This is a genomic window from Streptomyces sp. NPDC001222 (genome assembly GCF_042896945.1).
Lineage (GTDB): Bacteria > Actinomycetota > Actinomycetes > Streptomycetales > Streptomycetaceae > Streptomyces > Streptomyces gibsoniae.
The window spans coordinates 65,775-91,450 of record NZ_JBIAXT010000023.1; the positions used below are offsets into that span (position 1 = coordinate 65,775).

The following is a 25,676-nucleotide window of genomic DNA, read 5'->3' on the forward strand; positions in this document are numbered from 1 at the left end:
CCGCCCGATATGTCCCCGAGTGTGTCAGGCCTACGGCTTACGGGAGTGGCGTCAGCGGGCGTGTCCCCGCGCAAGCCGGTTGTACGAACTGCCGGTGCCACCGGAGCCCGATTCCCGACCTCGGACACGGGGCGTCCCCGTACCGGCAGCCGGTCGGGATGACGACGTGGACGGACGCCGCCGCCCGCGAGAAGTGGATCGCAAGCCTGGACGCCGTCGCCACCCTAAACTCCATCCGCGCCCTGCCCGCGGCCCAGGAGGAGCACCACTGGGCGGCAGTTCTGGGCGACTTCAAGGATGACTTCCATCCACTGGCCTGTCCCCACTGCGCGGCAAAAGTCGCAAAGTTCGCCGACAGCGCGCGGCGTCCCGTGCGGTACATCGCAAGGCGGAGCATCGCCCGCGTACCGGATGTACTCAGGCAGCGCGACAACACGACGAGTGTCGTGCCGGGCGACGCGAGCCGGTGGACCTTTCCGGTCGCAGCACACATCCACGACGCAGATCGTGTCACGATGCTCGGCATGGCTGATCGCGCACTGAGCTTCGGAGCGATGGCGCAAGCGTACGAACGGTTCCGGCCGGGGTATCCGGTGGAGCTTTTCGACATGGTACTGGCGTACGCGGATCAGCCGGTTCGGACCGCCCTCGAGATCGGCGCCGGGACGGGCAAAGCAACCCGACTGTTCGCTCGACGGGGGATCAGGGTCACTGCGACCGAGCCTGACGAGGCCATGCTCGCCGAGCTGCGCAAGCACGTACCGGCAAGCGTCAGGACAGTGCAAGCCGCGTTCGAGGACCTGGAACCGGGTGAGCGGTACGGACTGGTTTATGCGGCGGCAGCACTGCATTGGACGAAGCCGGACGAGCGGTGGTCACGTATGGCCGCGCTGCTGGAGCCGGGCGCCGCGTTCGCCTCGTGCGGCGGGCCCATCCGGCTGGCTGATCCGGCGGTGGATGAGGCCGTTCGCGCGGCACGAGCGCCGTTCTTGGAGAGCGACGAGATTCCGTCCCCGGACGGAACGCCTCCAGGACATGCCATGCAGTGGCCCGGTACGGAGCTCCAACGGTCCGAGTGGTTCACCGATGTTCAACAGTGCCTGATCGAACGGAACTTGACTATGAGCGCTCGCGACTACATCGGCCAACTCTCAACCGTCTCGGCCTATCTCATGTTGCCGAACTCCGAGCGAGAGCAGGTGTTCGGCCAGATCATGCAGGTTCTTCCTGAGACGGTCGAGATCGTCGCCGACATCACCGTCCATCTCGCACGTCGGCGCTACGGGCAGTAGTGCCTCGCCGAACTTCGACGCGGCTGAGCCGTTGTTGCCGCAGGTCATCAAGCCACACCGACCCCGACCTCCCGCGCAGTCGGCAAGAGCTGAGCGTCACGCCGGCGGCCGGGTGAGTTTGGCGGCCACGGCGTCGAGGACCCAGTCCAGGCCGGTCGTGAAGGACGCCTCGGCGTCCACGTCCGTGCCGTCGTACACGGCCTTGGTCAGCGCCGGGAAGCGGCCCGTGGCCAACATTCTCGTCACATGCGGGCCGGAGGCGCGCTGCCAGTCGCGCTTGGACAGGCCTGTGGCGCGCTCGGCCCGCAGGTTCGCGATCTCGCGCCTGATCGCGCCAGTGAGGTAGGCACTGACAGTCTCCACAGCGCGCATGACGGTGTCGATGTCGGCGAGGTCGTCGAGGGCGGCCAGCCTGGCCTCGGTCACGGCGAGGCCGTTCGGGCCCAGGGTCGGGCGGCCGCCGAGCAGGTCGGCCAGCCATTCGTGACGGAGAGCGGCCTGCCTGGTGCGGTGGGCGAGGATGCGCAGCGCCTCCCGCCAGTCCCCGGGCTGCTCCTCGGGGAGAATCTCGGCGTGGACCTCGTCCACCATGAGGTCGAACAGCTCCTGCTTGGTGGAGATGTATCCGTACAGCCGCATCGGGCCGGCGTTCAGCCGGGCGGCGACCTTGCGCAATGACACCGCCTCCAGTCCGCCCTCGTCGGCCAGCGCGATGGCGGCGGCGACGATCCGCTCCCGGTCGAGCGGCACTGGGCGATTCGGCGGCTCCGGCCGGTCCCACACAGTCATGGCCACAATCGTACTGTTGCGATGCATTGTAATGAGGAAATACAGTGTATCGACATGAGACACCGCATCGCTGTGGTCGGGAGCGGTCCTGCCGGCCTTACCTTCGCCCGCGTCCTGCACCGCCATGGCTACCCCGTCGCCCTCCTCGAACGTGATCCCGCCCCCGACGCCCGCCCCCCGGGTGGCACGCTGGACCTGCACAAAGGACTGGGCCAGCTCGCGCTGGACAAGGCGGGGCTGCTGGCGGAGTTCCGGGCGCTGTCTCGTCCCGAGGGGCAGGCCATGCGCATCCTGGACACGGCCGGGACCGTCCTGCGCGACTGGCGACCCCGTCCAGATGACCGGGCCAACCCCGAGATCGACCGCGGGCAACTCCGTGACCTGCTGCTCGGCCCTCTCGACGTCCAGTGGGGGCGGGCCGTGACGCAGGTGGTGCCGGGGACCGGGGATGGCGTACTGGTCCATTTCGCGGACGGGCGACAGGAGACGTTCGACCTCGTGGTCGGCGCGGACGGCGCCTGGTCCCGGATCCGCCCCGCAGTCTCGTCAGTGACGCCCCACTACACCGGCGTCACCGCGGTCGAGACCTCCCTGGACGACGTCGACACCCGCCACCCCGACCTCGCCCGGTTGATCGGCGACGGTTCCGTGGCTGTGTACGGCGTGAACCGAGCTCTCGTCGCCCAGCGCAACAGCGGCGGCCACGTCAAGGTGTACGCCCAGTTCCGCGCGCCGCTGGACTGGCACACGAACCTGGACCTGACCGACGTCGAGGCCATGCGATCGAGCCTGCTGGCCCAGTTCGACGGCTGGGCCGCTCCCGTCCTCGACCTCCTCCGCCACGGCACCGCTTTCGTCCACCGCCCCCTCTACGTCCTGCCCGAGTCCCACACCTGGACCCACGTCTTCGGGGTGACGCTGCTGGGCGACGCCGCCCATCTGATGCCCCCGTTGGGCGCGGGCGCGAACCTCGCGATGCTCGAAGGCGCCGAACTCGCCGAGTCCATCGCCACCGGCCCTGAAGATCTGGACGAGACCGTCCGCGCCTTCGAGGAACAGATGTGGGCACGGGCCGGCAGGTGGGCGAAGATCACGATGGCCGGTCTGGAACGCCTTGTGAGCCCGGACCCCGCCGAAGCCCTCGCCCTCTTCGACCAAGTCCAGCCATCCTGATTGCCAAGTGCGAGCGCACCAGCACCAACAGCTCGCCACGGCTTCACGGGACAGTGAGGCACCACCGTGGCCCCTTCCCGCAGAACCACCGTTGGACGAACGCTCGGACGCCTGCCCCGAACGCAGCCCTCAGCCCGCTACCGCTAGAAGCCGGTCGCGGTCCCGGCGGACCGCGACCGCACCGCAACCGCAACCGCAACCGCAACCGCAACCGCAACCGCAACCGCAACCGCGAGAAGCTCGGCTCCCGAGACGGTCGGCCGCCGAAGTTCGACAAGCTTGCCGTCCGCTACGAGGCCACCGTGCTGGTCGCAGTCCTCAACGAATGGCTGCGACCGGCACTTCCCCAGTCAGAACCTAGGCGCGGATGAGCGTGCGGGCATGCTCGATCCACCCCAGGACGGCCTTGGCACCGCAGCTCTCGGCGACCGACTGGGCCTCGTCGAGGTAATGGAGAGCCACCGACGGGTCATCGGTCTCGCCCGCGAGCTGGGCCAGCGCCACGAGCCCGGCCGCTTCCCCGGGCCTGAAGCCGATCTCCCGGCGCAGTGTCACCGATTCGGTCAAACACTCGCGGGCCTGATCGAAGTGGCCTGCGTCTTTGTCGGCGAAGCCGAGATGGCGAATCGCATAGGACATCGTCATTCGGTCGTCGACGGATTTCGCCAGCGCGTACGACCGCTCGAAGTATGGTCTGCCGGTGGCGCCGTCGCCCTTGACCACCTGGTGCCAGCACCCGACCCAGAACAACGCGTCCGCCTCACCCGACGCGTCCCCCAGACGCTCGTACAACTCGGCCGCGCGCTCGAACAGCATCAGTTCCTGGCAGTTCTCTTCACGGTCCTTCAGGAAGCGGACGTGCAGTATCTTGCCCCGCGCCATGGAAAGCGGCGCCTCGACCGCGTCCAGCACGTCATCGGACCGGTCCAGCGCGGACGTGTCCCCGCCGAACATCGCCGCTTCGAACAGGTCTCCCGCACGTTCGATCCAGTCCTGCTCTTGCATACTTCTGCCCCTCCCCGTCAGACGATGGCAGCGCAGAGGCTATCTCCGCACCCTCGGCGGAAGACGGGAAATCTTTGAACCGCGGCGCTCAAACACCCCGGTCGCCGGCGAGCTGGGACTGCTGGCGGGTCGTTGGCACGGTCATCGGGCTTCGACAAACGCGCCTGCATCTCCCACGGCACCGTCATCGTCACCTCGATCCGACTCTGGCTCCGCTCGCGAACCGTGACCGGCTACTCGTGCGAGTCGTCAGCCGACGGCGGTACCTCGACGACGAAGAACAGGAAGTTGGTTTTGGTCGAAAGGTCCTGGAAGCCGTCGGGAAACAGCTCACGGGCCGCCGGGTCGGGCTGCGGCTCGCTGATGGCGGAGAGACGGAAGCCGGCGGTGATGAAGGCATCGGTCATCGCGTGCAACGGCCTGCGCCAGAACCTCATCGGGACGGACTGCCCGTTGAACGTCCAGTCGAAGGTATAGCTGGTGGTCGCGAAGTAGTCGGGCCGAGGATCCTGGAAGGTGTAGGCCACGAAAGGGTGGTCCACCGACGCGATCAGCCGGCCGCCGGGCCTGAGCACTCGCCGCAACTCGGCCAGCGTCGGCCCCCAGTCCTCCAGGTAGTGCAGCACCAGCGACGCGACCACGTCGTCGAACGCACCGTCGGTGAACGGCATACGGTCGCTCAGGTCGGCCACATGCAGGGCCACGTCGTCACCCAGCCGCCGCCGGGCCAGCGTCAGCATCCCGGCGCTGGCGTCGATGCCGGTGACGACGGCACCGCGGTCGCGCAGTGCAGCGGACAGGGGGCCCGAACCGCAACCGGCGTCCAGGATCCGACGGCCGGCCACGTCTCCGGCGAGAGCCAGCATCGCGGGCCGCTCGTAGTACGCGTTCACGAGGCTGTTCTCGTTCTCCGCCGAGTACGCCTCGGCGAAACTGTCGTAGTCGTTCACCTGGGCCCGATCTGCAGACCGGGCAAAGGGCTCGGGCACGTCGGTTACGCGTTCCATCGTCGCAGCCTAGTAGTCACATGATCCGCCGGGCAGGCTCTGGCGATGTCGCCGGGGCCGTCCGAGCCCTTCGGACAGGGCGGCGCTCCCCTCACGCAGACGGCGAGAGCTGCTCGCGAACCCACTCAGGATCCGGATTGACGTACGGCCGCCCCGCCACGACGACAGTCGGCACGGTCTCATCGCCGTCGTTGGCCGCCCTGACCGCTGCCGCTCCGGCCGGGTCACGCCAGATGTCGACCCAATGCAACTGGCGGGCGCTGCGGCCCAGTCGGACGCGTAGCCGCAGGCAGTATGTGCAGCCGGGCCGCCAGAAGACGACCGGCCGGCCGTCGGCCGCGCTGCGGCGTTGTGCCTCCTCCGCGCCGATCGATCTCGGGAAGATCAGGGGAGAGTTGACACCCGCCAACAGCACGAACGCCAGCAGGAGGGCTGCGGCTGTGCCGGGACTCCCCTCGAAGGTCAGTACCGTCGCCATGACTGAGCCGCCGAGCACGAGCAGCATCGGCAGGATCCAAACGCGCGTCATGAGTACGCAGGCTATCGATGAGTCGAGATGCTCGCGGAACCGGGCAACGCTTCCGCTTGCCGCACACTTCCTGCGCATCGCCGCAGCCGAGCAGCGGTGAACGCCATGGCCTCCGGCGCAAGATGGGGACATTACTGGTCAGGACCTACGGCGACCGCTCGCGTCAACGCGCCGGCGGCGCCCCCAGCCGTACACGGCGGCGACGTTGAGGAGCACCCCGACGACCCCGGAGGGAAGGGAGGCGACCGCCCACGCGCCCCTCCCGTCCCCGCGACCATCGCGACGATCCCGGCCGTGGTCCAGCCGCTGAGGCAGGCCGCCGCGGCTCCCCGGTGCGAGGCCGGCCGGTCGGCTCCCGCGCGCAGGTCGGCGACCGCCGGGACGTACCAGACACCACCCGACGCGGTCACGGCCGCGACTCCCAGGGCGAGAACGGCTTGGGGCATGGCCTACCTCGCCGCCTCGAGCGCGGCGACCTCCGGATGGTGCAGGTCGAACGCCGGGGACTCACTGCGGATGCGGGGAAGCTGGGCGAAGTTGTGGCGCGGCGGCGGGCAGGAGATCGCCCACTCCAGAGAACGGCCGTACCCCACGGGTCATCAGCCCCGACCGGCTTGCCGTACTTGGCGGTCTTGATTCAGGCTGTGTCGGGGCGGACGAGCGTGTTGTCGCCGGAGCGGCCGGCGCAGTAGTCCTCGATGTTGGCCACGGTGGTCCGGACGATCTCACCGACGGCATCCCTGGTGAAGTACGCCTGATGCGAGGTGACCAGGACGTTGCTGAAGGTCATCAGCCTCGCGAGGCGATCGTCGGTCATCACGTCCAGCGATTTGTCGAGGAAGAACACCCCGGCCTCCTCCTCGTACACGTCGAGGCCGACACCGCTGAGCCGTCCCGCGCGCAGCGTCTCCACCAGGGCGTCGGTGTCGACCAGCCCGCCTCGGCTGGAGTTGATCAGGATCGCGTCGTCCTTCATCAGCGCCAGAACCTCGGCGTCGACGAGGTGGTGGGTCTCCGGCAGCAGCGGTACGTGCAGGCTGACCAGGTCCGCCTCGGCGAACAGCCGCTCGCGCGGGACGTACTGCATCCCCAGGGCGAGACAGTCGGGATTCTTGGCAACATCCCAGCCCAGCAGGCGCATCCCGAATCCGTGGGCGATCCGGGCGAACGCGGTCCCGATCTTCCCCGTTCCCACGACCCCGGCCGTCCGGCCTCGCAGATCGCGACCCATGAGACCGTCGAGCCGGAAGTCGAACTCCCGGGTGCGGTAGGCGGCGCGCACGATACGACGATTGACCGCCAGGGCGAGCGCCCAGGCGAACTCGGCGACCGAGTACGGCGAGTAGTACGAGACCCGGGCGACCGTCAGTCCGAGTTCCTCGGCCGCGATGAGGTCGATGTTGTTGTACCCGGTGGACCGCTGGGCGATCATCCGGGTGCCGCCCCCGGCCAATGAGCGCAGCACATCGGCGTCCAGGGTGTCATTGACGCTGCTGAGGACGACCTCATGGTCCACGGCGGTCGGGACGGTGTCCCGGTCCAGGAACAGTCCCAGGCAGCGCAGCTCATGACGGCCGGCGAACGCCTCGTCGAACGCCGCCCGCAGCAACGGCTCCTCGTCCACGAGGACGCCATACGCAACGATATCCACCTGTTCTCCTCCGGTCGAATAGGGGCGGACGATCACTTCTCCACCGTAGGCCGGGGTTGTCGGGATGCAGGGTGAGGAGGAGGTGGGGCGTGGCTTGAAATGAGGAGGCGGGGGCGAATGTCTCAAATGATATGCAGCCGGGAAGCGGCAACGATCGTCCTACAGCCATAAACGATCATTGATGCCAGGAAGGGGCGTCGATAGGCTGCCATGCACATCGACGTGACAAGTGGCGCGCTCTCGTCGCACCGGGGCCGACACCGGAGACATCGGACCCCGCACGGCGGCGCGAACTCCCGGGTAGATCCGCGCTGCGACATCGGCAAGCCCGTGCACCCTGAGCAGACCCGACACCGCTGCACGAATCCCGGACCCGCCAGCGTTTACGGCGACCGGCGACGGGGGCGTCCACGTTCTCACCGGCGGCCGCGCCTGCCCAAATCCGGCCCACGACGATCCGACCGAAACTCCTCGTCCTGGGGTCGGTCACCGTGATTGGGCGCGTCGATCGCGTCAGCAGCGAAACCCCGGTGAGGCATGATCGGGGCTATGAAGCACCCGCATCTGGCGAGCACCGAGGCTGCTGTCACGGCGATTCGCGAAATCGCGCAGCAGCACAACCTGGAGATGACGGTCACCGATGACATCGGCGCAGACCAGACGTCCCGCCGCACCTCAGCCGGAGTGTTCACCGTCCTGGACCCGGACGGCTCCCCGCCGCACGAAGCATTCGTCGAGTTGCGGGGATCTCCCGCCGTAACCGTCCAGGTCTTCCCGGAGGACGACGCGAAAATCACTGTCGACGGCGTGAACTTCGAGGATGTGCCCCGTGACTCTGTCCCGGCGTTCCTACGGTCTGTCTACGATGGTCTGGCCTACGTGAAGGGCAGATTCTTCCCGCCAGGCCAGTGGCTGATCGTCCCTTTGCCCGGTGATGAGACCTACAAAGAGCTGATCTGGCGCAACGCACTCACCCCCTGGCTCGCCCGCCAGGTCCGTGGCTGAGGTTCGTCCTGCATCAGGGCGTGAACACCGGCCCCAGCTCGACGTCACCCTGGTAGCGCGCCAGTTCCCATGGATCGTGGGCAGAGAAGACCTCGACCTCGTCACCATGGTGTCGGGACAGTTCGCGCAGCCGTGCCTGGGTGCCGATCCTCAGGTCGCGATGCACTTGGGAGCGTGTCTGGACCACGTCCAGCAGCGGATGGGGTTCCCTCAAGTCCCCGATTTCGCGGTGGTAGTAGTAGGCGTCCCCGCAGTGGAGAAGCCACATGTCTCGGTCCTGGACGGCGACCCCGGTGTGGCCGGCTGTGTGGCCGCCGAGAGGGATGAGTTTGATCTGCGGAGGCAGCCCCTTGGGCTGTAGCGCGGTGAAGCCGAACCACTGCTCGCCGGGCCCGGGTTCGTACGTGACCCACCGCGGTTCGTGAGCCGGGCGGTAGCGGAAACTGCTCCCCGCGGCATGCGCGGCGTCGAGTTCGGCGGCGAGCAGGTGAACCTGGGCGCCGGGGAAGTCGGGCAGGCCTCCGCTGTGGTCCACGTCCAGATGGGTCACGATGATGTGGCGCACGTCGGCAGGTTCATACCCCAGCCGCGCGATCTGCCGGATGGCCGTCTCCTCCTCGGCGAGTGCGGGCTGCGTCATCTCGACCCACTCCGCGCCGAGCGTGCCGTTCGGGTCGCGGATGTCACCGAGGCCGAGTCCGGTCTCGACCAGGACCAGGCTGTCTGCGTCCGTCTCCACCAGCAGACAGTGGTTCACCGCGGATGTCGGCTGCGGGCCGTCGTAGGTGGCCTCGATCGTCCGAAGCGACCCACAGTTCAAGTGATGAATCTTCATGACGACTAGGCTGCGACTTGAACCGCGATTCAAGTCAAGGAGCGCCTATGGACGAAACGTTGCTGGACATCGCCGAGGTCGCACAACGGACCCGACTGGCGCCCTCAGCACTTCGGTTCTACGAGAAGAAGGGCCTGATCGCTGCCGCAGGCCGCAATGGGCTGCGCCGTACGTACCACCCGGAGGTACTGGAACGTCTGGCACTGATCATCTGCGCGCGCAGCGCCGGATTCTCGATCGCCGAGATCGAGCGATTCCTCGTGGCGCGGCCGTCCGACGCGGACCTGCGCGCCCGCATGGCCACCAAGGCCCGCGGCCTCGACGAACAGATCGGCCGGCTCACGCGGCTCCGCGACAGTCTCCGCCACGCCGCCGTCTGCGACCACGAGCCGATCGTCGACTGTCCCGACTTCAAGCTGGCCGTCGGCAGTGTGGCGACGTCCTCATCGCCGTGCGACGAGCGATAACCGAGCGTGTGGGAAGAGGAGTTGGAGGTGGTGGCCGGAGCAGGTCGGTTCCTGGCGGGCGTCCGCCCCGGCTTCGTGGTGCGCTCGGTCGGCTGGTGCCTCAGCCGTACTGGTTGAAGGCCGCCTGGAGGCACTCTTCCGCGACGGATGGTCACAGTGGTCGGCTGCCGCGTCGACACCATGAAGACGAGCGGCCGGCACGTGCGTGCCCGCGAGCAGTTGGAGGATGTCCGCTTCCCGCCTGAGCGGCCCCAGCGCGTGCTTCACGTAGAAGGGCTTGACGAAGGACCGGAGTACGAGAGAGTACGCCTCAGCGTCTCCCTCGACATCGAGGCGGCGCATCTGTGACGACCAGCCCCCTCGGAGCGTTGCCACGGCACGAATCCGCTCTGCGGGGCGGAGGCTCCGTTCCACCCAGAGGTGGGTGTTGGACCAGCCCGCGTCATCGACATCAGCCTCGACGACCGCCGCGCTCTCGCCCTCAGCCTAACCCGCGTGCAGGTCTCGGTCGGTGAAGCCGCTGGTATCGGTCGGCTGCCTCAGGGAGCACTGAGCGCCTGGCCGTCCGCCGGGATGGACACCTTGCCGCCCCGACCTGTACGACGCGCTAGTCTCGCTCGCCTGCGGTCTCATCTGCTGGAGACGCCTGAGGAAGGTCCCGCACCGGTTCAGAGGGTAGCGGTTGGGAGCTCCGTGGGACTGGTCCCGGACGGCCGCTCCATTCGTCCTCGGCTTCTCTCGTGTCAACCGGCCCTCTGGTACGCGCAGGAGGCGAAGGCCGACGAGGCTCTGGAGTGTCATCGCGGCTGCGGCCGTGGCGGCGACCGCGAAGCCGCCGCGGGGCCCGAGGGCGTCGATCGCCCAGCCGGAGACTGCCGCCGCGGCGGCCGAGCCTGCCGCGCTGGCGGAGCCGAGCCACGAGAACGCCTGGGTCAGGACGGACTGGTGGACAGTCGACTCGGTGAGCACGGAGAAGAGCACCAGAAGGGGTGGGACCGTGGCACCGGTCAGCACCACGACCGGACCGAGCCCGAACGGTGAGCCGACCGTGAGCAACAGCACAGTGCCGAGCAGCAGCGCACTGGTCGCCGCCAGCAGTTGCACCGGGGGTGTGGCACGCCACCGGCGCAGCCCGTACAGCCATCCGGCCAGCAGGCCGCTGCAATTGGAGACGGCGAAGATCGGAGCCGCGGCGCTCGATGCGCCGTGCTCCACCACGAAGGCGGTCACCGACACCTGCATGGCACCGAAGAAGACCCCGATGGCGAGATTGAGGCCCATCAGTACGATGACTTCACTGCGCAGCAACGACCGGGACCGGTCCTTACGGGCGTGCGCGGCGCCGGCGAGCGTCGGCGAGGGCGCGCTGCCGCGCTGCGCCGCGAGGACCAGACCGCCGACCACCGACAAGGAGGCAGCCAGCACCGTGCCGACCACGGGATGTCCGGCCGCGGCGAGTGCGCTGACCAGCGTCGGGCCCACTAGGTAGCCGACCGCGTTGCTGACGGACTCCAGCGCGAAAGCGGTGGGCAGTTCCGCCGCTCGGCCGGTGCGCAGCAGTGCTGCCCAGCGTGCCGCGGACATCGCGCCGAGCTGAGGAACGCTGGCCCCGACGAGCGCACCGCCCAGGGTCAGGAGTGCATCAGAGGCATCCGCGGCGACCAGAGACACGAGGACGGCCATGGCGAGGGCGTGGGCGAGAAGTGCGGGCGGCAGGACCCGGGTCTGCCCGAACCGGTCCACGAGCCGGGCCAGTTGGGGTGCCACGAGCGCCTCGGTCACCGCGAATCCGCCGCCGACCAGGCCGGCTGCGGAGAAGGTGCCGGTGTGGCCTTGTACGAGCCAGACGATGCTGAGGCTGGTCATCGCGACGCCGACGCGTCCGAGCGATGCCGGCAGGAAGAATGCTGCGGCGCCCGGGGTGCGCAGCAGGGAACGGTAGTTCGCCGATGGCACGGCGAGTCCTGTTCGCTGCCCGGCGGGGCGGCCCACCTGGGTCGTCGGTGCCCGGAAGTACCGACCCGTGATCGCCGCCTGGAACCGTCCAGTGCTGGCGCGGAGAGGGGGCACGCGCCCCGCACCGACTCCAACACCGGGCAGAAATCTTGGTGTGTTGTGGGCGGCCATTCTCGTCGCTGGGGCGAATGATGTCCATCGCGATGCGGATCGGGGCCATGCGTCTCCAGGGATCCGTGCACTCCGAAGTCGTAGCGTGAGGCGCGGCATCGTACGGCGAGTGGCCGAGCGGAGTCATGGCCATCGCCCCGGGCCGATCGGCCGTCGGCCGTCGCGGCGTAGGGGACCGTGGAAACCCGCTCGACCTGGCCACCTCCTGGAAGAGACCCTGTGACCATGGAGTTCCTCTGCTACCACCGCGACCGGGTCGACTCCGTGGCGCTGCGCGACGAGTTGCTGGAAGAGCACTGGTCCTATATGGACCGGTACGCGAAGGAGATGATCGCCCGCGGCCCGACCCTCACCGACGACGGAGACACACCCACCGGCAGCGTGCACATCGTCGACCTGCCCGATCCGGCCGCCGCCCGCGCGTTCGCCTTCGACGAGCCCAACTACCAGGCCGGCGTGTACCGGGACGTCCTGCTGCATCGGTGGCACAACACGCTCGGGCGCACCATGTGGGACTTCCCCGGCGGACGGACCGGCGGCAACCGGTACCTGGTGCTCGGGCTCGGCTCGGGGCAGGCCGCCGACCTCGCGATGCCGACCGATCGGGACGAGCTGATCGCATACGGGCCGATGCTGTCTGACAACGGTGCCGCCTGGCTGGGTACGGCGGTGTTGGTCCGCGCGCCGGACGCGCAGACGGCACGCGCCGTCCTGACCAAGGACCGGTACGCCGACATCGAGGTGCACAACTGGCAGTTCGGCGGACGGCCGTGAACGACCGTGATCCCCTCACTGACGGTCCCGGCCAGGGCCCGGTTGGCAACCTCTTTCCGCGACTGCACGCCGGTGGGGAACGGGAGGCCGACACGCCCACCGCTGAGCGGCACGGGTGGGCGTGCTCGCACGTCACCGACTCGCTGTGCCGAGCGGGATTCCGCCGGCCGGGCCTGCGTCGTTGCCTACGAGGTCTGCGTCTCGGCCCCATCGCCACGGCACAAGCTGGACGACGCCGAATGCCACTTCGACGACGAAGAAGAGCCACAGAAGCCGCGACACACCGTGGGCCAGTGCGTACGCCTCCCACGTCGCGAACAGCGCACGCGCCATGCCGTCGAACAGTCCGTGCTCCGGCAGTGGCCTGACGATGCGCAGAACGGCCCAGACGACCACCACCGAGCCCAGCAGATCGGCGAACAGGATCTGCCACGGGTCGAGTTCGGGCAGAGCACCGAGCCCGAGTGCCGTGCCGCACGACGACAGCGTGTTGTGTACCAGGGCGTAGGTCCACGGAGTTGCGAATCCGGCGGTGACGGCAAGGTCGTACCAAGCACTCGCGCGTACGACGCGGAGGTAGGCGGAGTGCACGGGGGTGCGAAGACGGCTCACGATGAGGCTCCTGCTGGTCTCGTGGCAGCGATGCCCTCACGCTAAACAGTGGAGTACGCTCCAAGGTCAAGCCCGGTATCCGCTGGAGGGGCATGCGCATCGGTGAGCTTGCCGCACAGGCAGGCATGAGCAGAGACACGATCCGGTTCTACGAGAAGGTCGGCCTCATCACAGGTCGGCGTCTGCCCAACGGGTATCGCGACTTCCCGCCCGAGACAGTGGCCTGGCTCCAATACATCCGCACTGCGCAGGCACTCGGTTTCTCCCTGGCGGAGATCGCACGTAACGGCGAGACCTTGCGCGAAGCGCCGGACACCGCGGAAGCGCTGTCCACGCTCTTCGAGGAGAAGCTTCAGGTCATCGACACCCGTATCGCCGAACTGACCACCCTGCGGGCCGACCTGGCCACGCGCGTCGGCACCGGATGCCCACTGCGTGCGGCCGACCGGCCCGCCGCGGCAGCAGCCGGAAGCGACCCTGTTCCAACCGGCGTGCGGCGACCGGCCGAATAGTCGACTGAACGGGTTTTGGCCGATCACCAAGGGCATGCACGGGAATGATCGAGAGTGCCGAAACTCCCGGCGGCCCGCCAGGACGCACTCCGCAGATGAACCAATGAGCCAGATCGCCGATTGAGGTGATCTCTGAGCGGCTCCACCGAATGAACGCCCGCCCGCCGATGGTGGTCGTGGTCCGGCGGTGGCGGATGCCGGGCCATTGCCCGGTGTCACGGGGCGAGGGCTGTCTCTGCCTCCAGCGCCCGCGTGGATGCCGGGCCATTGCCCGGTGTCACGGGGCGAGGGCTGTCTCTGCCTCCAGCGCCCGCGTGGTGAAGAGGGGTGAAGAAGGTGTACGAAGCCCGCAGCTCGCACTCCGCTCCCCAGCCGCGCGGTCGCGGCGGAGGCGGGTCATCGGTGGCGCGGCGGCGGTGTGCGTCCCATGGCCGGAGGCTGGGCCACGTCAGCGGGCAGGCGTGGCGCCTCTCTGGCAGGGCGCGGTCCGCAGTCGGGACGGCCCGGGTGCAGGTGGCACGCACCCGGACGGTCCCCGGTCGGCCCACCGTGTCGCGGGCCGCCGGTGCTCGGTCAGCCCTCGGCGCGGGCGGGCAGCCGCCATCCCGGGCGCGGGAAGTGGCAGGTGTAGCCGTCGGGGTAACGCTCCAGGTAGTCCTGGTGCTCGGGCTCCGCCTCCCAGAAGGGGCCGACCGGCTCCACTTCGGTGACGACCTTGCCCGGCCACAGTCCGGAGGCGTCCACATCCGCGATGGTGTCCTCGGCGACCCTCTTCTGCTCGTCGTCCACGTAGTAGATCGCCGAGCGGTAGCTGAGACCGATGTCGTTGCCCTGGCGGTTCTTGGTGCTCGGGTCGTGGATCTGGAAGAAGAACTCCAAGATCGCGCGGTAGTCGGTCTTCTCGGGGTCGAAGACGATCTCGATGGCCTCCGCGTGGGTGCCGTGGTTACGGTACGTAGCGTTCGGCACATCACCGCCGGTGTATCCGACCCGGGTCGCCTCTACGCCCGGGAGCCGGCGGATCAGGTCCTGCATTCCCCAGAAGCATCCGCCCGCCAGCACGGCCCTCTGCGTCTGCGCTGCCATTTCGGCCCCTCCAAATATCTGTCGCCTAGCTCACTCGGGCTGCTCGGCACGCATACAGCCTGCATCCCATGGTCTCTGGCTTCATCAGCAAGGGCGGGTGCCCAGGAATTCCGTGCCCGCCCATCCCGCCCCACGAGGGTCGGGCTCGACGGTGCCGACGTCCGTGATCTGCGAGGTCAGGGGCACATCGAGGGTGCTGTCCACCAGGTACTGGCAGGCACCGTAGCCGAAGATCCACTCCCCGATCACGGCGCACCCGAGTCACCCGGTACATCGGAGCCCGGTCGCCCGTGGCCGGTTCGCTCAGAGCGGCTCGAAGCTCGGCTGCACGGGGACGATCTCTCCGGCGCGCTCGGTTGCGCTCGGTTGCGCTCCAGCAGCTGGCATGCACTGCTCCGAGGCTGGTCAGCGGTAATGTGCGCCGCCGACTCAGCCCTACGGAGAGCAGGGTCGAGCGGCTAGGGTGGTCGCATGATCAAGGTTCGAAGCGCTGAGCCTGGCGACGGGGACGTGCTCGGTGAGATCCATGCCGCGGCGTGGGAGGCGGTCTACGCGCCCTTCCTCCACCCGGAGTTCGCCGCTCAAGGGGTACGGAGCAGGCGTACGCGCTGGCACGCGAGGGTCGCGCAGGGGGAACTGACGATCCTGTTGGCCGAACACGACGACCGTCCGCTGGCGCTGTCCGCCTTCGAGCCGTCCTCCACCCGGCCGGGGCTGGCCGAGATCCACAGCTTCTACAACCACCCCGACGGCTGGGGCAGCGGCGTGGCCGCCGTGTTGATGACCGAGACACTGAGTCGCCTGCGGGCCGACGGATTCACGCGAGTCCACCTGTGGACGCTGCGCGACACCCCACAATCACGGCGCTTCTACACCAAGTGCGGCTTCACCGAGGACGGCGCCACACGGACGCACGACTTCGGCGATGGGAACCCTCTGGAGCAGGTCGGATACGAGCGAGTGTGCTGATGGCCGCAGAGGCCCGGGGCCGCGCCGGTGAACTGTCGGCGACGGCGGCGAAGATCAGCACGTCGGCAACGAGCCCGTGACACGAAGTCGGGAACCCTCATCGGAGCCGGCACGTGCGTACGCGTCGCTCTGGCTGTGGCCCGCACCGTCATCAACGGTCCTCGACACTGTGGTGGCGCCTGGAGGCTCTGCCTTCGGGTGCTGACCGGGGGCGGGAGCGGAGCCGTCGGTCTGCCGGAGTTCGGCGAGCAGTTCGTTCTGGCCCGCCAGCAGTTCGGTCAGGATACGGCGGGCCGCGCGCAGCAGTTCGGCGACATCGCCGCCGGCGAGCGCGTAGCGGACCGTGGATCCTTCCCGGATGGACACGACGATGCCGGAGCGCCTCAGCACGGCCAGTTGCTGGGAAAGGCTGGACGGCTCGATCTCGATGTCTGCCAGCAGATCACGCACGGGCACCGGACCATGCTGGAGCAGCTCCAGGACTCGGATGCGCACGGGGTGCCCGAGCATGCGGAAGAACTCCGCCTTCGCCTGATAGAGGGGGACCTGCATGAGTGCTCGCTCCCTGCCGCTTCGGGGACGGTCCAGACGTGGTGGCGCCCCGGAGGGCACCACCACGGAATGTGCTGTGCACAGCTGATCCTTCTCGCCCTCGGCCGTGTGCATGCACGACTTGGAATCATGCTGATGTGGTGACTTGAAAAAGTCTTCACATCATGGGCGCACGTCGGCCCAGGTCACAGGGAGGCCTAGACCTCAAGCTGCTCCTCGACGCGCTTGAGCTGATGGCGGGCCATCGCCAGATTCGAACGGGACTTGTCCAGAACCAGATAGAGGAACAGACCGTTGCCGTTGCGGCCGGTGACCAAGCGGATCAGGTGGTACTGGTCGCCGAGAGTGATCAACACATCCTGGATCTCACTCTTCAGGCCCAGCTGTTCCATGGTGCGCACCTTGGCGCGGATGACGTCGGTGTTCCCGGCCGCGGCGATGGTCAGATCCAGGTCCTTGCCTCCGCCCAGGGTCCCGAGGGCCATACCGCTGGTGTAGTCGACGACCGCCGCGCCCAGCGCCCCCTCGACCCCGGTCATCATCTCCTTCAGCGACACGTCCACACTCGCCATGGTTTCTCCCCTTGATCGTCCGTTGCGGCGGGACAGCGGTGACCCGCCCAGTGATCGCACCGTAGGCGCGCGTCTCGGATGCTCGGGGGGAGGTCTTCGGGAGTGACGCCCGTTGACCGAAGAGTGCCGCGTTTGGACAGTTCTACGACTACACCTGGCCCTTCATCTTTCTGAACTGGATGTGCTGCGTGGTGATTCGCGGTGATGATGCGACCCCTCGGACTGACTCCCCCGGGACCGCCGGCCCCACAACTCAGGACCGGACGGCGGTCGCGTTGCCTTCGAGCAGGAGAACCGGGCCAATGTGCCGCGGGCCGGGGACTGACCAACTGCGCCGTACGGGAGTTGTGCGGCGTCGGCCGCCGGCAGCTACGGACTGACCAGCCTGCGCGCCGCAACCACGCTCGACAATGCGGCGTCGCGGGCCGCGCCGGCCCAATCGGGCTTCACAGCCGTCGGCGAGACCACGCTCTCCGGTAGCCCCGGACTGTCGTACGTCAGCAGTCTCGCGGATCTCATCGATGTGTCCGCCGCGCCAGCCACCTGGGAGCATGTCTCGTGCCGTGGTCATCTCGCGGATGCTCAGGTCGACGGGCCGATGAGTTCGTCGGTGACCCACCGGGGGACGTCGGCCTGGTAGGGCGCCGGTAGTCCCAGGACGATGTGCTGGAAGCCGGCGTCGATCGCGTCGCCGATCGCGTTCCGGGTGTCACGGGGGCGGTCGTAGGAGACGGGCAGGTGGATCGAGCGGGTGATCGAGGCGGGGTCGCGACCGATCTCGGTGCAGTAGCGGTCGAGCAGTGCGCTGCGGCGGATGGCGTCGTCGATGTCGCCACCCGGGATGTTCCAGAGGTCGGCGTGTTCGGCGACCACGCGCAGGGTCGCGGAGGAACGTCCGCCGATGAGGATCGGCGGGTGTGGGTGCTGGACGGGTTTGGGGTTGCCGAACGCTCCGGTCAGATGATGGTAGGTGCCGTCGAAGTCGAACGGTTCGGGTTCGGTCCATATCCGTCGGATCACCGTGCAGGCCTCGGCGAGGCTCCCCACGGCGTGCGCGGTGTCATGGAAGGGCAGGCCGTGTGCCTCGTACTCACGCCGGGCCAGGGGATGGCTGGGGCGTGAGCCGACGCCGATACCGAAGTCGAGCCGGCCGCCGGAGACGATGTCGACGGTCGTGGCGATCTTGGCCAGCATCGCGGGTGGTCGGAACCGGTTACTGGTCACCATCACGCCGAGACGCAGTCGCCGGGTCCGGGCGGCCAGGGCCGAGAGCAGCGTCCAGCCCTCGTAGGTCGGTCCGCCGGGGTCCCCGCCGATCGGCATCAGGTGATCGAACAGCCACGCATGCTCGATCTCCGGGATGGTGTCCGCCTCGCGCCAGACCCGCAGGACGTCGTGGTAGTCGACCTGCGACGGGGCGGTCATGATCCCGAAACGAGGTCGAGATGTACGCAGAGGTGTGTGCGGTGATGTGTGGGGCATGGAGTCGTTGGTTCCTCTCGGGCGTTGGTAGCGCGCCGGCTGGGGTGCGCCACCGACAGAATTCGACAGCGCCTCTATGAGCTTCGCTTGGATTCGATTCGGCCCAACGGATCGGCGCTCTGCGTCAGTTCCGTGCTCGCCACCGACCAGCTTGGGTCCTGAGGGTCGAGCGCGCTGCGAAGGTAGGCCGAGGTGAGCCGCTGGATCAGGGCGACGCGTTCGGGGCTCTCGTCCGTCGTTTCGGTGACGGTGTACCCGGGGATCCCGCCGAGCGAATGTTGCGCTCCGAAGAGAGTGAGCAGGCTCTTGTCGCCCGGGCTCAAGAAGTATGGGTCGGTGAACCAGTCCGGGCCTCGAACGGACAGGTGGGACTGGTCTCGGTCCCCGGCGACCACGAGGGCGGGCGTGGTCATGCCGGCGAAGTTCGGGTTCATGAAGGGGAGGTGCTCGACCGCGAACGGAGTCAGGTCGTCACCGCCCCGGCCTGGCGCGGCAAGCAGTACACCTGCCTTGATCCGCGGATCGGACATGTCCTCTCCGGCTCCGCCGTCGGGATCGAGGACGCGCGCGCCCAGCAGCATGCTCGTCGTCTGAGCGCCCCAGGAGTGTCCGGCTGCGGCGATACGGCTTCGGTCGAGACGCCCGCTGAGGCCGGGAACGGAGGCTTCGACGAGGTCGAGCCGGTCGAGGACGCGTTTCATGTCCTCGACTCGGAAACGCCAGATCAGCGGCGTACGGAGATCGTCCGGGGGAAGGTTCAGCGTCCTGGAGTCGAGATGGGTTGGCTGAATGACCACGAAGCCGTGAGAGGCCCAGAAGTCGACCAGCGGGCTGTAGCCGTCCATTGACCAGCCGAAGCCGTGCGAGAAGACGATGATCGGCAGTTCGTTCCCTGTCGCGGGCGCCGACACCTGTACTTGCAGGTCCTCACCACGCCCCGGGGCCGACAGCGCCACCGGCTTCATCGAGACGACCGGAGTGGACGCAATCGTGGCCACATCCGTGATCACCATGGCCGATTCGCTCATAGAGAGGTCTTCCTTCCAGCTCTGCGACGTCGATCGCCACCATTAAACGGAGCGTCGTTCCGAAACGATACGGAACATGGCTCCGCTTAGCAAGCAGTTGATCCGGGGGCTCAGTGCAGGGGGTGGGTGAAGGCCGGCGCTGGGCGCTCGCGCGGTCGGCAGGAGCGGCCGCGCCGGCCAACGGCGAGCCGACGAAAGAGCAGTCCCAGCGCGGGCGCCTGCGCACCGCGGGGAATCGGAGCCCGCACCGGCGGAGACAGGGCTTGGTTTGGTGGCCCGCCCCTGTTCTGGCATCATGGGCAAACGGAACCTTACTCCGATAACGAGACGGACCCGGTGCCACGGCAGGCAAGGTTTACCCGTCGAGGAGCGGCGTCATGGGGGGTCCCCCTGCTCGAGCGAAGCCGAGAGCTTGGGGGAGCGTGCTCTGGGGGTACACCCTGTTCGAAGAGCTTGGGGGTTCCGGCCGGAAGTCCTCGTACCGGATGCACGTGGGCTTTCGGCCGGTGCGGCGGTGGGGCACAGCCCGCGCGAGCGAAGCCGAGCTTGAGGGACCGTGCCGGGCGTCGCGACGGGGCGAACGTTGCCTGTCGGGGCACTAGTTCCGATCAACAGGCTCGATAACGGAGGGAGTGGGCGCGGTGAATGACAGCGGCGAGGGCACAGGACACGTGGCCCGGCCCAAGCGGGCGGACGCACGCCGTAACAAGGAGACACTGCTCGACGCGGCCGCCGCGGTCTTCGTCACGTCGGGCGTGGAAGCGCCGGTACGCGACATCGCGGCCAAGGCCGGCGTCGGGATGGGGACGATCTACCGCCACTTCCCGACGCGGGCGGATCTCATCATCGCCGTCTACCGGCATCAGATCGAAGCGTGTGCCGAGGCCGGTCCAGCTCTGCTGGCGAGCTGCGCGACTCCGCATGCCGCTCTAGGGCGTTGGATCAATCTCTTTGTCGATTTCCTGGTGACCAAGCACGGACTTGCTGCCGTGCTGCAGTCCGACGACGCCGGCTTCGACGCGCTGCACGCCTACTTCCTCGAGCGTCTGCTGCCCGTGTGCGCCCAGTTGCTCGAAGCCGCAGCCGTCGCCGGCGAGATCCGCCCCGACGTGGATGCCTACGAGCTCATGCGCGGCGTCGGGAACCTGTGCATCGGCGCCGACCACGATCCCCGCTACGACGCACGGCGACTGGTCGAGCTCCTCATCGCTGGACTACGACGGCCGTGACGTGACCGCGGACGCGGTCCGCAGTGGGGCGAGGCTGCCGCTCCAGGCAATGACCCGGTTCCAGCCGGAGCGTGAAGACCGCCCTCAGTCGCCTGATCCCGTCACCCGAGCCTTGGCCGCTCTCGCCACGGACGCCCTCACCCTCTTGCGCGGCTCCCCCGCGACGTCCGATCGCCGCATGCGCGGCCGACGACTGCATCCTCTTCTTCCTGCACAGGCACGCGAAGCGGCAGTGGCGCTCCACCCGCTGCGGTGACCGCGCCCGTGTAGCCCGCCACCACGCCTGTAATCGCACCACCCGGTGAAAGGTCGGCCACTTCCAGGCGTGGCATCGCATTCCACCACGCCATGGGGTTCACCCAGGAGCGCGGCGACAGCGCGGTCGACGGGCTGCCCGTACACACCGGCTACGACGGTCCTCGGCAGCACCGGGTGTGTTTCCACAAGAAGCTCGCTCCCTCGTGACCGGCGTTTCCCGCATTCTTGGTGTATGCATAGGGCGACCGAATGCGTTTTCCACAGCGAGGGCCGCTTCGTAGGCAACGGGAGAGAGACGGAGCCCGACCCCAGGAGTAGGGAGCAATCGCATGGCACGTCAGCAGAGCCACACCGTGACCCGGATCGAAATCCCCACGGGAATCGCCTACGACGACTTTGTCACCGCATTCGAGAAGGCGGCACCCGCATTCGATCCGAGCCCGATCGAGCGCATCGCGGAAACCGGGGGCAGCTGGGACAGCGTTCGCGCCGTAACCGCCGTGAACGCGCCCAATGGTCTGATGCGCTACGGCCGGCTCAACGGCACCCAATTCTTCAGCGTCGCAGGGCACTCCACCAGGTCGATGGAGTATCTGACGGGCAACCATGTCATCGCCGAGACCATGTATCGTCATGACCCGAGAGTCCTGCTGTATGCGCCTCTGCGGATGCTGGTCCACAGCGACGCCGACGGTAATGCGGTGTTCACCATGCACCGGCCGAGTGACGAGTTCGCGAGCCTCGGCATTCCTGAGGTCACCAAAGTCGGGGAAGATCTGGATCGCATCGTGGTCAATCTGCTGCGGGTCTGCGGGGTCGATGCCGCCGATGCCTTCACCACGACGGGTCACGAGACGAAGCTCAACCCTTCATGACGGTTCGTTCGGTCTTCCAGGACGTTTGACACGTCGCGTGAGTTTCTTCGCAGCGAGGCGTTCTGCTGTCGGCCAAGAGTGTCGCGACTCCCGTGGCATGCGGGCGAGGATCGTCCTGTGAAGCCGACCTTCGTTCTTGTGCACAGTCCGTCCGTAGGTCCCTCGACCTGGCACCCTGTGGCTGAACACCTGACAGCCGCGGGATACCAGGTGCGGGTGCCCTCGCTGCTGCACGTGGGGTTCGGTGCTCCGCCCTTCTGGCCTCGCGTGGTGGACGCCGTCCGCGACGATCTACGGCAGGTTTCGGCAGGAAGCCCTTTGACGTTGGTGGTGCACAGCAACGCAGGCCTGTTTCTCCCCTCGATCCGCTCGGGGCTCGACCATCCGGTGACCGGCTCTGTCTTCGTCGATGCCGCGCTGCCGGCCCGGAGCGGACCGACCTCTGTCGCCTCACCCGAGTTGCTGGAGTTCCTCCGCCCGATGGCGGTGAACGGCAGGCTGCCGCGCTGGACCGACTGGTGGGACGAAACGGATGTCGCGCCCATGTTCACCGATCCCGCGGTGCGGCGGACAGTCGTCGAAGAGCAGCCCACCCTGCCGCTGTCCTACTACGAGCAGCGCATCCCGGTCCCTGACGGCTGGGACGACCATCCCTGCTCCTACCTGCTGTTCGGCCCTCCGTATGACGACCCTGCCGCCGAGGCGGACCGGCGCGGCTGGCGCGTGGCGCATCTGCCCGGCGCGCACCTCCATCAGATCGTCGATCCCGCCGGCACGGCTCGGCACCTGGTCGACCTCGCGGGCATGGCGTGATCCACTTTCCCCAGCGCCCTTCGCGGGTCCTGACGAAGCACCAGGTGCCTGGGAGTCATCGAGTCTGGAGGAGGAGGTGGCGGGGGCCGCGGAGCATGGCGTTCTCCCGGTACGGGGGTGGGTCCTGGGCCAGGGCCGCGGTGCCGAGCTGGGGGATCAGTACGCGGAGTGCGGTCTGGGCTTCGATCCGGGCGAGCGGTGCGCCGTAGCAGAGGTGTACACCACTGCCGAAGCCCAGATGCTGGTTGTCCGGACGGTCGGGGTGGAACCGATCGGGTTCGTGAAACCGCCTGGGGTCCCGGTTGCCCGAGGCCAGCGCCAGCACGACGGTGCTGCCTGCGGGCAGGGTGGTGCCTGCGACCTCCACGTCGGCGAGGGGGTAGCGCTCCCGCATATGGACCGGGGGCTCGTAGCGCAGCAGTTCCTCCACCGCGCTGGGCAGCAGGTCGGGATCGCGGCGCAGTCGGTCGAGTTGGTCGGGCAGACGCAGCAGGGTCAGGACCCCGTTGGTGATCAGGTTGACCGTGGTCTCGTGTCCGGCGATGAACAACAGGACGGCGGTTTCCGCGAGTTCCTCGTGGCTGAGCCGCGCGTCCGGGTCGGGTTCGTTGATGAACGCGGACAACAGGTCGTCGCGCGGCTGGTCCCGACGCTGTTCGGCGAGGTCCACCAGGTACCGGCCCATCTCGAGCCGCGCCTGTCGGCCCGCCCGGTCCTGCTCCGTGATGTCCGCTCCGGCCCTGACGTCGGCAGCCGCGACGAGCGCGTCGGACCATGTCTGGAACTGCGCTTCGTCCTCGCGTGGCACACCGAGCAGTCGGCAGATGACCGTGACGGGCAGCGGGTACGCGAAGTCGTCGACGAGGTCGATCTGCTCGCGGTCCTGGAGCGCCTCGAACAGTTCCTTGGTGATGTCGGCGATCTGGCCACGCAGGGCGTCGACCCGGCCGGGGCTGTGCGGCGGGCCGAACGGGCGCATGGCCAGGGTGCGCAGTCTGTGGTGTTCAGGGTCGTCGAGCCGTAGGAAGGGCGGCTTCCCCCCTTCCACGTACGGACTGCCGGCTGTGGCCGGACGGCTTCGGGGATCGGCGCTCAGCCGCGGATCGTGGAGCAGAGCGGCGACATGGTGGTACCCGCCGATCAGATAGCTGCCGTCCGCCTGCCGCACCACGGGCCCGGCTTCGCGGAGTTCCGCGTACAACGGATAGGGGTTGTGGCGGTTGGCGTAGTCGGTGATCCGTTCCAGCAGGGTGTCCGCGGTCATGGTGTGGCTCCTCGGGGCGGGTGGAGGGGGTCAGCCTCGTGGCTGCACCACGGTCAGCCGGCGGTCCGGCAGATAGCCGGTGAGCGCGACGGTGGGGCCGTGGGAGAGCCCCTTCGGATCCGGCACGTCGGAGGGAACCGGGATCTCGGCCGCCATCGGACGGTCCGCCGCGCCGGGTGGGGGCGGGAACGGGGCGGCGGTCTCGATCAGGTGCTGGTAGTAGTCGAGCGACTTCGCCATGTTGACGGTGACCGCAGCGGTGACCCGCCCCCGGTAGCCGTAGACCATGGCCAGTCGGCGCGCCTCCAGCGAGCCCTGCGCGATGACCACGTGGTCGGAGAAGGAGGGGACGCCCACTGACTTGATGTTGAGTCCGAACTGGCTCGACCAGAAGACGGGCACCGTGAGGTGGGGGCGCCTCAACGGTCCCGGATTCACCATGTTGTGGGCCGCGACCTCGGCCTGTGCGACGGCGTTGCCCCAGTGCTCCAAGGAGAGCATCTGGTATTCGAACAAGGGATGCGGGAAGCGGGAGACGTCACCGGCCGCGAAGACATCGTCGGTGACGATCCCGTACATGTTGAAGGCCCGGCACCCCGCGTCGCAGGCCAGCCCGCGCGGGCCCGCCGCAAGGCCGGAGTCCGCCAGCCACTCGATATTGCGCACCGCTCCCAGCGCGACGACGCACACGTCCGCCTCGACACTGCTGCCGTCGGACAGGTCCGCGCCGACGAACCGGCCGCTGCCGTCGCCGCGCAGGGCGGTGACCGTGACCCCGCACCGTAGATCCACCCCGTGGCCCCGGTGCATCGCGGCGGCAAGCTTCGACAGTGTTCCGCCGAGCGCCCCGACCAGAGGGCCGGGGCCCCGTTCGACGACGGTCACCTCCAGACCCCGTTCCCGGCAGGCCGACGCGATCTCCGAACCGGTGAAGCCGCCGCCGATCACCAGCACCCGACGCGGACCGGCAGCCAGCCGCTCGGCCAGCCCCCCGCTGTCGTCACGGGTGCGCAGGGTGAACACCCCGTCCAGGGCGCCTTCCTCCGCGTTGGGCCAGGGCCGGGCCCGGGTCCCGGTGGCGATGAGCAGCCGGTCGTAGGGCAACTCGTCTCCATCGGCCAGCAGTACTCGCCGACGCAGGGGATCCAGACCCGTTGCCGGTACCCCCAGTCGCCACTCGGCGTCCGGATCCCGGCGCATCGGCAGCGCGGTGGTGTCCGCCGCCACCTGGCCGAGCAACACCTGCTTGGAGAGCGGCGGTCGGTCGTAGGGCGGGTAGGCCTCGTCGCCCACCACGGTCAGTGAACCGGTGAAGCCCTCCTCGCGCAGTGTCTCGGCTGCCCTCAACCCGGCCAGCGACGCGCCGACGATGACGATCCGGCCCTTGCGCAGGTCATCGGTCACCCGCGCTCACCTCCTCGCCGACGAGGATGGCCTGCACGGGGCACGCCGCCGCGGCCTGGCGGACGCGCTCCAGCTGATCGTCCGGAACCGTCGGCGCGTACAGCAACGACTCCTCTCCGTGGAGCCGGAACACCTCCGGTGCCAGGAACACGCACTGGGCATAGCCCTGGCAGACCGCGAGGTCCACAACGATCTGCATCCCGCCACTCCCTCCGTCGTCTCACCCCCTCCTGCGTCTACAGAGTGAGGGAGGAATCGGACAATCGCCTGGCCACCACGTCGGAGGCGGGCAGGAGCAGGGCTTCGTGGGAGGGAGAAACGCGGACGTCGGTGGGCCGACGGACCGCAGCGCCGCGGGGAACGCCC

Annotated in this window: 28 protein-coding genes and 2 pseudogenes; 12 read left to right on the forward strand and 18 right to left on the reverse strand. The window is 68.4% G+C overall.

The features are described 5' to 3' along the window. The first annotated feature begins 158 nt into the window (after positions 1-158). Positions 159-1,292 carry a class I SAM-dependent methyltransferase gene (locus ACFY2Z_RS27270; RefSeq protein ID WP_390746734.1) on the forward strand — a complete coding sequence of 378 codons (1,134 nt, stop codon included), beginning with the start codon at positions 159-161 and terminating at the stop codon, positions 1,290-1,292. A gap of 96 nt (positions 1,293-1,388) precedes the next feature. Here the strand turns inward: ACFY2Z_RS27270 and ACFY2Z_RS27275 are convergent, their stop codons facing one another. Further along, on the reverse strand, positions 1,389-2,081 hold the full coding sequence (locus tag ACFY2Z_RS27275; protein ID WP_390746735.1) for a TetR/AcrR family transcriptional regulator: 693 nt from the start codon (positions 2,079-2,081) through the stop codon (positions 1,389-1,391). A 54-nt stretch (positions 2,082-2,135) separates the two neighbouring features. On the opposite strand from ACFY2Z_RS27275, the gene ACFY2Z_RS27280 reads away from it, so the two are divergent. Further along, positions 2,136-3,254, forward strand: a complete 1,119-nt coding sequence (locus ACFY2Z_RS27280; protein ID WP_390746736.1) for an FAD-dependent oxidoreductase — start codon at positions 2,136-2,138, stop codon at positions 3,252-3,254. Positions 3,255-3,611: 357 nt separating this feature from the next. Here the strand turns inward: ACFY2Z_RS27280 and ACFY2Z_RS27285 are convergent, their stop codons facing one another. The 5 genes and pseudogenes from ACFY2Z_RS27285 to ACFY2Z_RS27305 all read right to left on the reverse strand — a co-directional run bounded on the left by ACFY2Z_RS27285 (position 3,612) and on the right by ACFY2Z_RS27305 (position 7,446). Further along, a complete protein-coding gene (locus ACFY2Z_RS27285; RefSeq protein ID WP_390746737.1) occupies positions 3,612-4,259 on the reverse strand; it encodes a tetratricopeptide repeat protein in 648 nt (215 codons plus the stop codon). A 233-nt stretch (positions 4,260-4,492) separates the two neighbouring features. Next, complete coding sequence (locus ACFY2Z_RS27290) at positions 4,493-5,266, reverse strand: class I SAM-dependent methyltransferase (protein ID WP_390746738.1); 774 nt, start codon at positions 5,264-5,266, stop codon at positions 4,493-4,495. Positions 5,267-5,357: 91 nt separating this feature from the next. Then, positions 5,358-5,795: a glutaredoxin domain-containing protein gene (locus ACFY2Z_RS27295; protein WP_390746739.1), complete on the reverse strand. Its 438-nt coding sequence runs from the start codon at positions 5,793-5,795 to the stop codon at positions 5,358-5,360. A gap of 449 nt (positions 5,796-6,244) precedes the next feature. Continuing rightward, positions 6,245-6,429: pseudogene (locus ACFY2Z_RS27300) on the reverse strand (cytochrome ubiquinol oxidase subunit I); the annotation flags it as partial. A gap of 3 nt (positions 6,430-6,432) precedes the next feature. Further along, entirely contained in the window at positions 6,433-7,446 is a 1,014-nt protein-coding gene (locus ACFY2Z_RS27305; protein WP_390746740.1) for a 2-hydroxyacid dehydrogenase, read from the reverse strand. Positions 7,447-7,995: 549 nt separating this feature from the next. Between ACFY2Z_RS27305 and ACFY2Z_RS27310 the strand changes: the two genes are divergently transcribed. Continuing rightward, on the forward strand, positions 7,996-8,451 hold the full coding sequence (locus ACFY2Z_RS27310) for a hypothetical protein (RefSeq protein ID WP_390746741.1): 456 nt from the start codon (positions 7,996-7,998) through the stop codon (positions 8,449-8,451). Between the two features lie 13 nt (positions 8,452-8,464). Here the strand turns inward: ACFY2Z_RS27310 and ACFY2Z_RS27315 are convergent, their stop codons facing one another. Further along, positions 8,465-9,286, reverse strand: coding sequence for an MBL fold metallo-hydrolase (locus ACFY2Z_RS27315; protein ID WP_390746742.1), 822 nt, complete (start codon positions 9,284-9,286; stop codon positions 8,465-8,467). Positions 9,287-9,333: 47 nt separating this feature from the next. On the opposite strand from ACFY2Z_RS27315, the gene ACFY2Z_RS27320 reads away from it, so the two are divergent. Both ACFY2Z_RS27320 and ACFY2Z_RS27325 read left to right on the forward strand, forming a co-directional pair. After that, positions 9,334-9,753 (forward strand): MerR family transcriptional regulator, encoded by a 420-nt coding sequence (locus tag ACFY2Z_RS27320; protein WP_390746743.1) that lies wholly within the window; start codon positions 9,334-9,336, stop codon positions 9,751-9,753. A gap of 147 nt (positions 9,754-9,900) precedes the next feature. Further along, complete coding sequence (locus tag ACFY2Z_RS27325; protein WP_390746744.1) at positions 9,901-10,101, forward strand: hypothetical protein; 201 nt, start codon at positions 9,901-9,903, stop codon at positions 10,099-10,101. Positions 10,102-10,239: 138 nt separating this feature from the next. On the opposite strand, the gene ACFY2Z_RS27330 is transcribed toward ACFY2Z_RS27325, so the two are convergent. Then, on the reverse strand, positions 10,240-11,709 hold the full coding sequence (locus tag ACFY2Z_RS27330; RefSeq protein WP_390746745.1) for an MFS transporter: 1,470 nt from the start codon (positions 11,707-11,709) through the stop codon (positions 10,240-10,242). 396 nt (positions 11,710-12,105) lie between these two features. On the opposite strand from ACFY2Z_RS27330, the gene ACFY2Z_RS27335 reads away from it, so the two are divergent. After that, positions 12,106-12,654: a YciI family protein gene (locus ACFY2Z_RS27335; protein WP_390746746.1), complete on the forward strand. Its 549-nt coding sequence runs from the start codon at positions 12,106-12,108 to the stop codon at positions 12,652-12,654. Positions 12,655-12,786: 132 nt separating this feature from the next. Here the strand turns inward: ACFY2Z_RS27335 and ACFY2Z_RS27340 are convergent, their stop codons facing one another. Next, a complete protein-coding gene (locus tag ACFY2Z_RS27340; RefSeq protein ID WP_390746747.1) occupies positions 12,787-13,266 on the reverse strand; it encodes a hypothetical protein in 480 nt (159 codons plus the stop codon). A 92-nt stretch (positions 13,267-13,358) separates the two neighbouring features. Between ACFY2Z_RS27340 and ACFY2Z_RS27345 the strand changes: the two genes are divergently transcribed. After that, a complete protein-coding gene (locus ACFY2Z_RS27345; protein WP_390746748.1) occupies positions 13,359-13,778 on the forward strand; it encodes a MerR family transcriptional regulator in 420 nt (139 codons plus the stop codon). A gap of 573 nt (positions 13,779-14,351) precedes the next feature. On the opposite strand, the gene msrA is transcribed toward ACFY2Z_RS27345, so the two are convergent. Both msrA and ACFY2Z_RS27355 read right to left on the reverse strand, forming a co-directional pair. Continuing rightward, positions 14,352-14,864 (reverse strand): peptide-methionine (S)-S-oxide reductase MsrA, encoded by a 513-nt coding sequence (gene msrA / locus ACFY2Z_RS27350; protein ID WP_311700287.1) that lies wholly within the window; start codon positions 14,862-14,864, stop codon positions 14,352-14,354. 84 nt (positions 14,865-14,948) lie between these two features. Further along, on the reverse strand, positions 14,949-15,113 hold the full coding sequence (locus tag ACFY2Z_RS27355) for a hypothetical protein (protein ID WP_390746749.1): 165 nt from the start codon (positions 15,111-15,113) through the stop codon (positions 14,949-14,951). A 222-nt stretch (positions 15,114-15,335) separates the two neighbouring features. On the opposite strand from ACFY2Z_RS27355, the gene ACFY2Z_RS27360 reads away from it, so the two are divergent. Beyond that, positions 15,336-15,833, forward strand: a complete 498-nt coding sequence (locus tag ACFY2Z_RS27360; RefSeq protein WP_390746750.1) for a GNAT family N-acetyltransferase — start codon at positions 15,336-15,338, stop codon at positions 15,831-15,833. 210 nt (positions 15,834-16,043) lie between these two features. Here the strand turns inward: ACFY2Z_RS27360 and ACFY2Z_RS27365 are convergent. The 4 genes and pseudogenes from ACFY2Z_RS27365 to ACFY2Z_RS27380 all read right to left on the reverse strand — a co-directional run. Then, positions 16,044-16,385: pseudogene (locus ACFY2Z_RS27365) on the reverse strand (ArsR/SmtB family transcription factor); the annotation flags it as partial. Between the two features lie 197 nt (positions 16,386-16,582). Beyond that, on the reverse strand, positions 16,583-16,957 hold the full coding sequence (locus ACFY2Z_RS27370) for a hypothetical protein (protein ID WP_311700283.1): 375 nt from the start codon (positions 16,955-16,957) through the stop codon (positions 16,583-16,585). A 582-nt stretch (positions 16,958-17,539) separates the two neighbouring features. Next, complete coding sequence (locus ACFY2Z_RS27375; RefSeq protein ID WP_390746751.1) at positions 17,540-18,439, reverse strand: LLM class flavin-dependent oxidoreductase; 900 nt, start codon at positions 18,437-18,439, stop codon at positions 17,540-17,542. A gap of 74 nt (positions 18,440-18,513) precedes the next feature. Further along, complete coding sequence (locus ACFY2Z_RS27380; protein WP_390746752.1) at positions 18,514-19,467, reverse strand: alpha/beta hydrolase family protein; 954 nt, start codon at positions 19,465-19,467, stop codon at positions 18,514-18,516. A gap of 641 nt (positions 19,468-20,108) precedes the next feature. On the opposite strand from ACFY2Z_RS27380, the gene ACFY2Z_RS27385 reads away from it, so the two are divergent. The 4 genes from ACFY2Z_RS27385 (at position 20,109) to ACFY2Z_RS27400 (ending at position 22,642) form a co-directional block, all read left to right on the forward strand. Beyond that, the gene (locus ACFY2Z_RS27385) at positions 20,109-20,696 is read left to right on the forward strand and encodes a TetR/AcrR family transcriptional regulator (RefSeq protein ID WP_390746753.1); all 588 of its coding nucleotides are present in this window, start codon (positions 20,109-20,111) and stop codon (positions 20,694-20,696) included. Positions 20,697-20,767: 71 nt separating this feature from the next. Beyond that, positions 20,768-21,001, forward strand: coding sequence for a CGNR zinc finger domain-containing protein (locus ACFY2Z_RS27390; protein WP_390746754.1), 234 nt, complete (start codon positions 20,768-20,770; stop codon positions 20,999-21,001). Positions 21,002-21,283: 282 nt separating this feature from the next. Next, a complete protein-coding gene (locus ACFY2Z_RS27395) occupies positions 21,284-21,829 on the forward strand; it encodes a hypothetical protein (RefSeq protein WP_390746755.1) in 546 nt (181 codons plus the stop codon). A gap of 216 nt (positions 21,830-22,045) precedes the next feature. Further along, complete coding sequence (locus ACFY2Z_RS27400; RefSeq protein ID WP_390746756.1) at positions 22,046-22,642, forward strand: alpha/beta hydrolase; 597 nt, start codon at positions 22,046-22,048, stop codon at positions 22,640-22,642. A gap of 55 nt (positions 22,643-22,697) precedes the next feature. On the opposite strand, the gene ACFY2Z_RS27405 is transcribed toward ACFY2Z_RS27400, so the two are convergent. The 3 genes from ACFY2Z_RS27405 to ACFY2Z_RS27415 are packed head-to-tail and all read right to left on the reverse strand — an operon-like array spanning position 22,698 to position 25,509. Beyond that, the gene (locus ACFY2Z_RS27405; protein WP_390746757.1) at positions 22,698-23,906 is read right to left on the reverse strand and encodes a cytochrome P450; all 1,209 of its coding nucleotides are present in this window, start codon (positions 23,904-23,906) and stop codon (positions 22,698-22,700) included. A gap of 30 nt (positions 23,907-23,936) precedes the next feature. Next, positions 23,937-25,310, reverse strand: coding sequence for an NAD(P)/FAD-dependent oxidoreductase (locus ACFY2Z_RS27410; RefSeq protein WP_390746758.1), 1,374 nt, complete (start codon positions 25,308-25,310; stop codon positions 23,937-23,939). Then, positions 25,300-25,509, reverse strand: a complete 210-nt coding sequence (locus ACFY2Z_RS27415) for a ferredoxin (protein ID WP_390746759.1) — start codon at positions 25,507-25,509, stop codon at positions 25,300-25,302. Before ACFY2Z_RS27415 ends, ACFY2Z_RS27410 begins: the two co-directional genes overlap by 11 nt. Positions 25,510-25,676 lie beyond the last annotated feature (167 nt).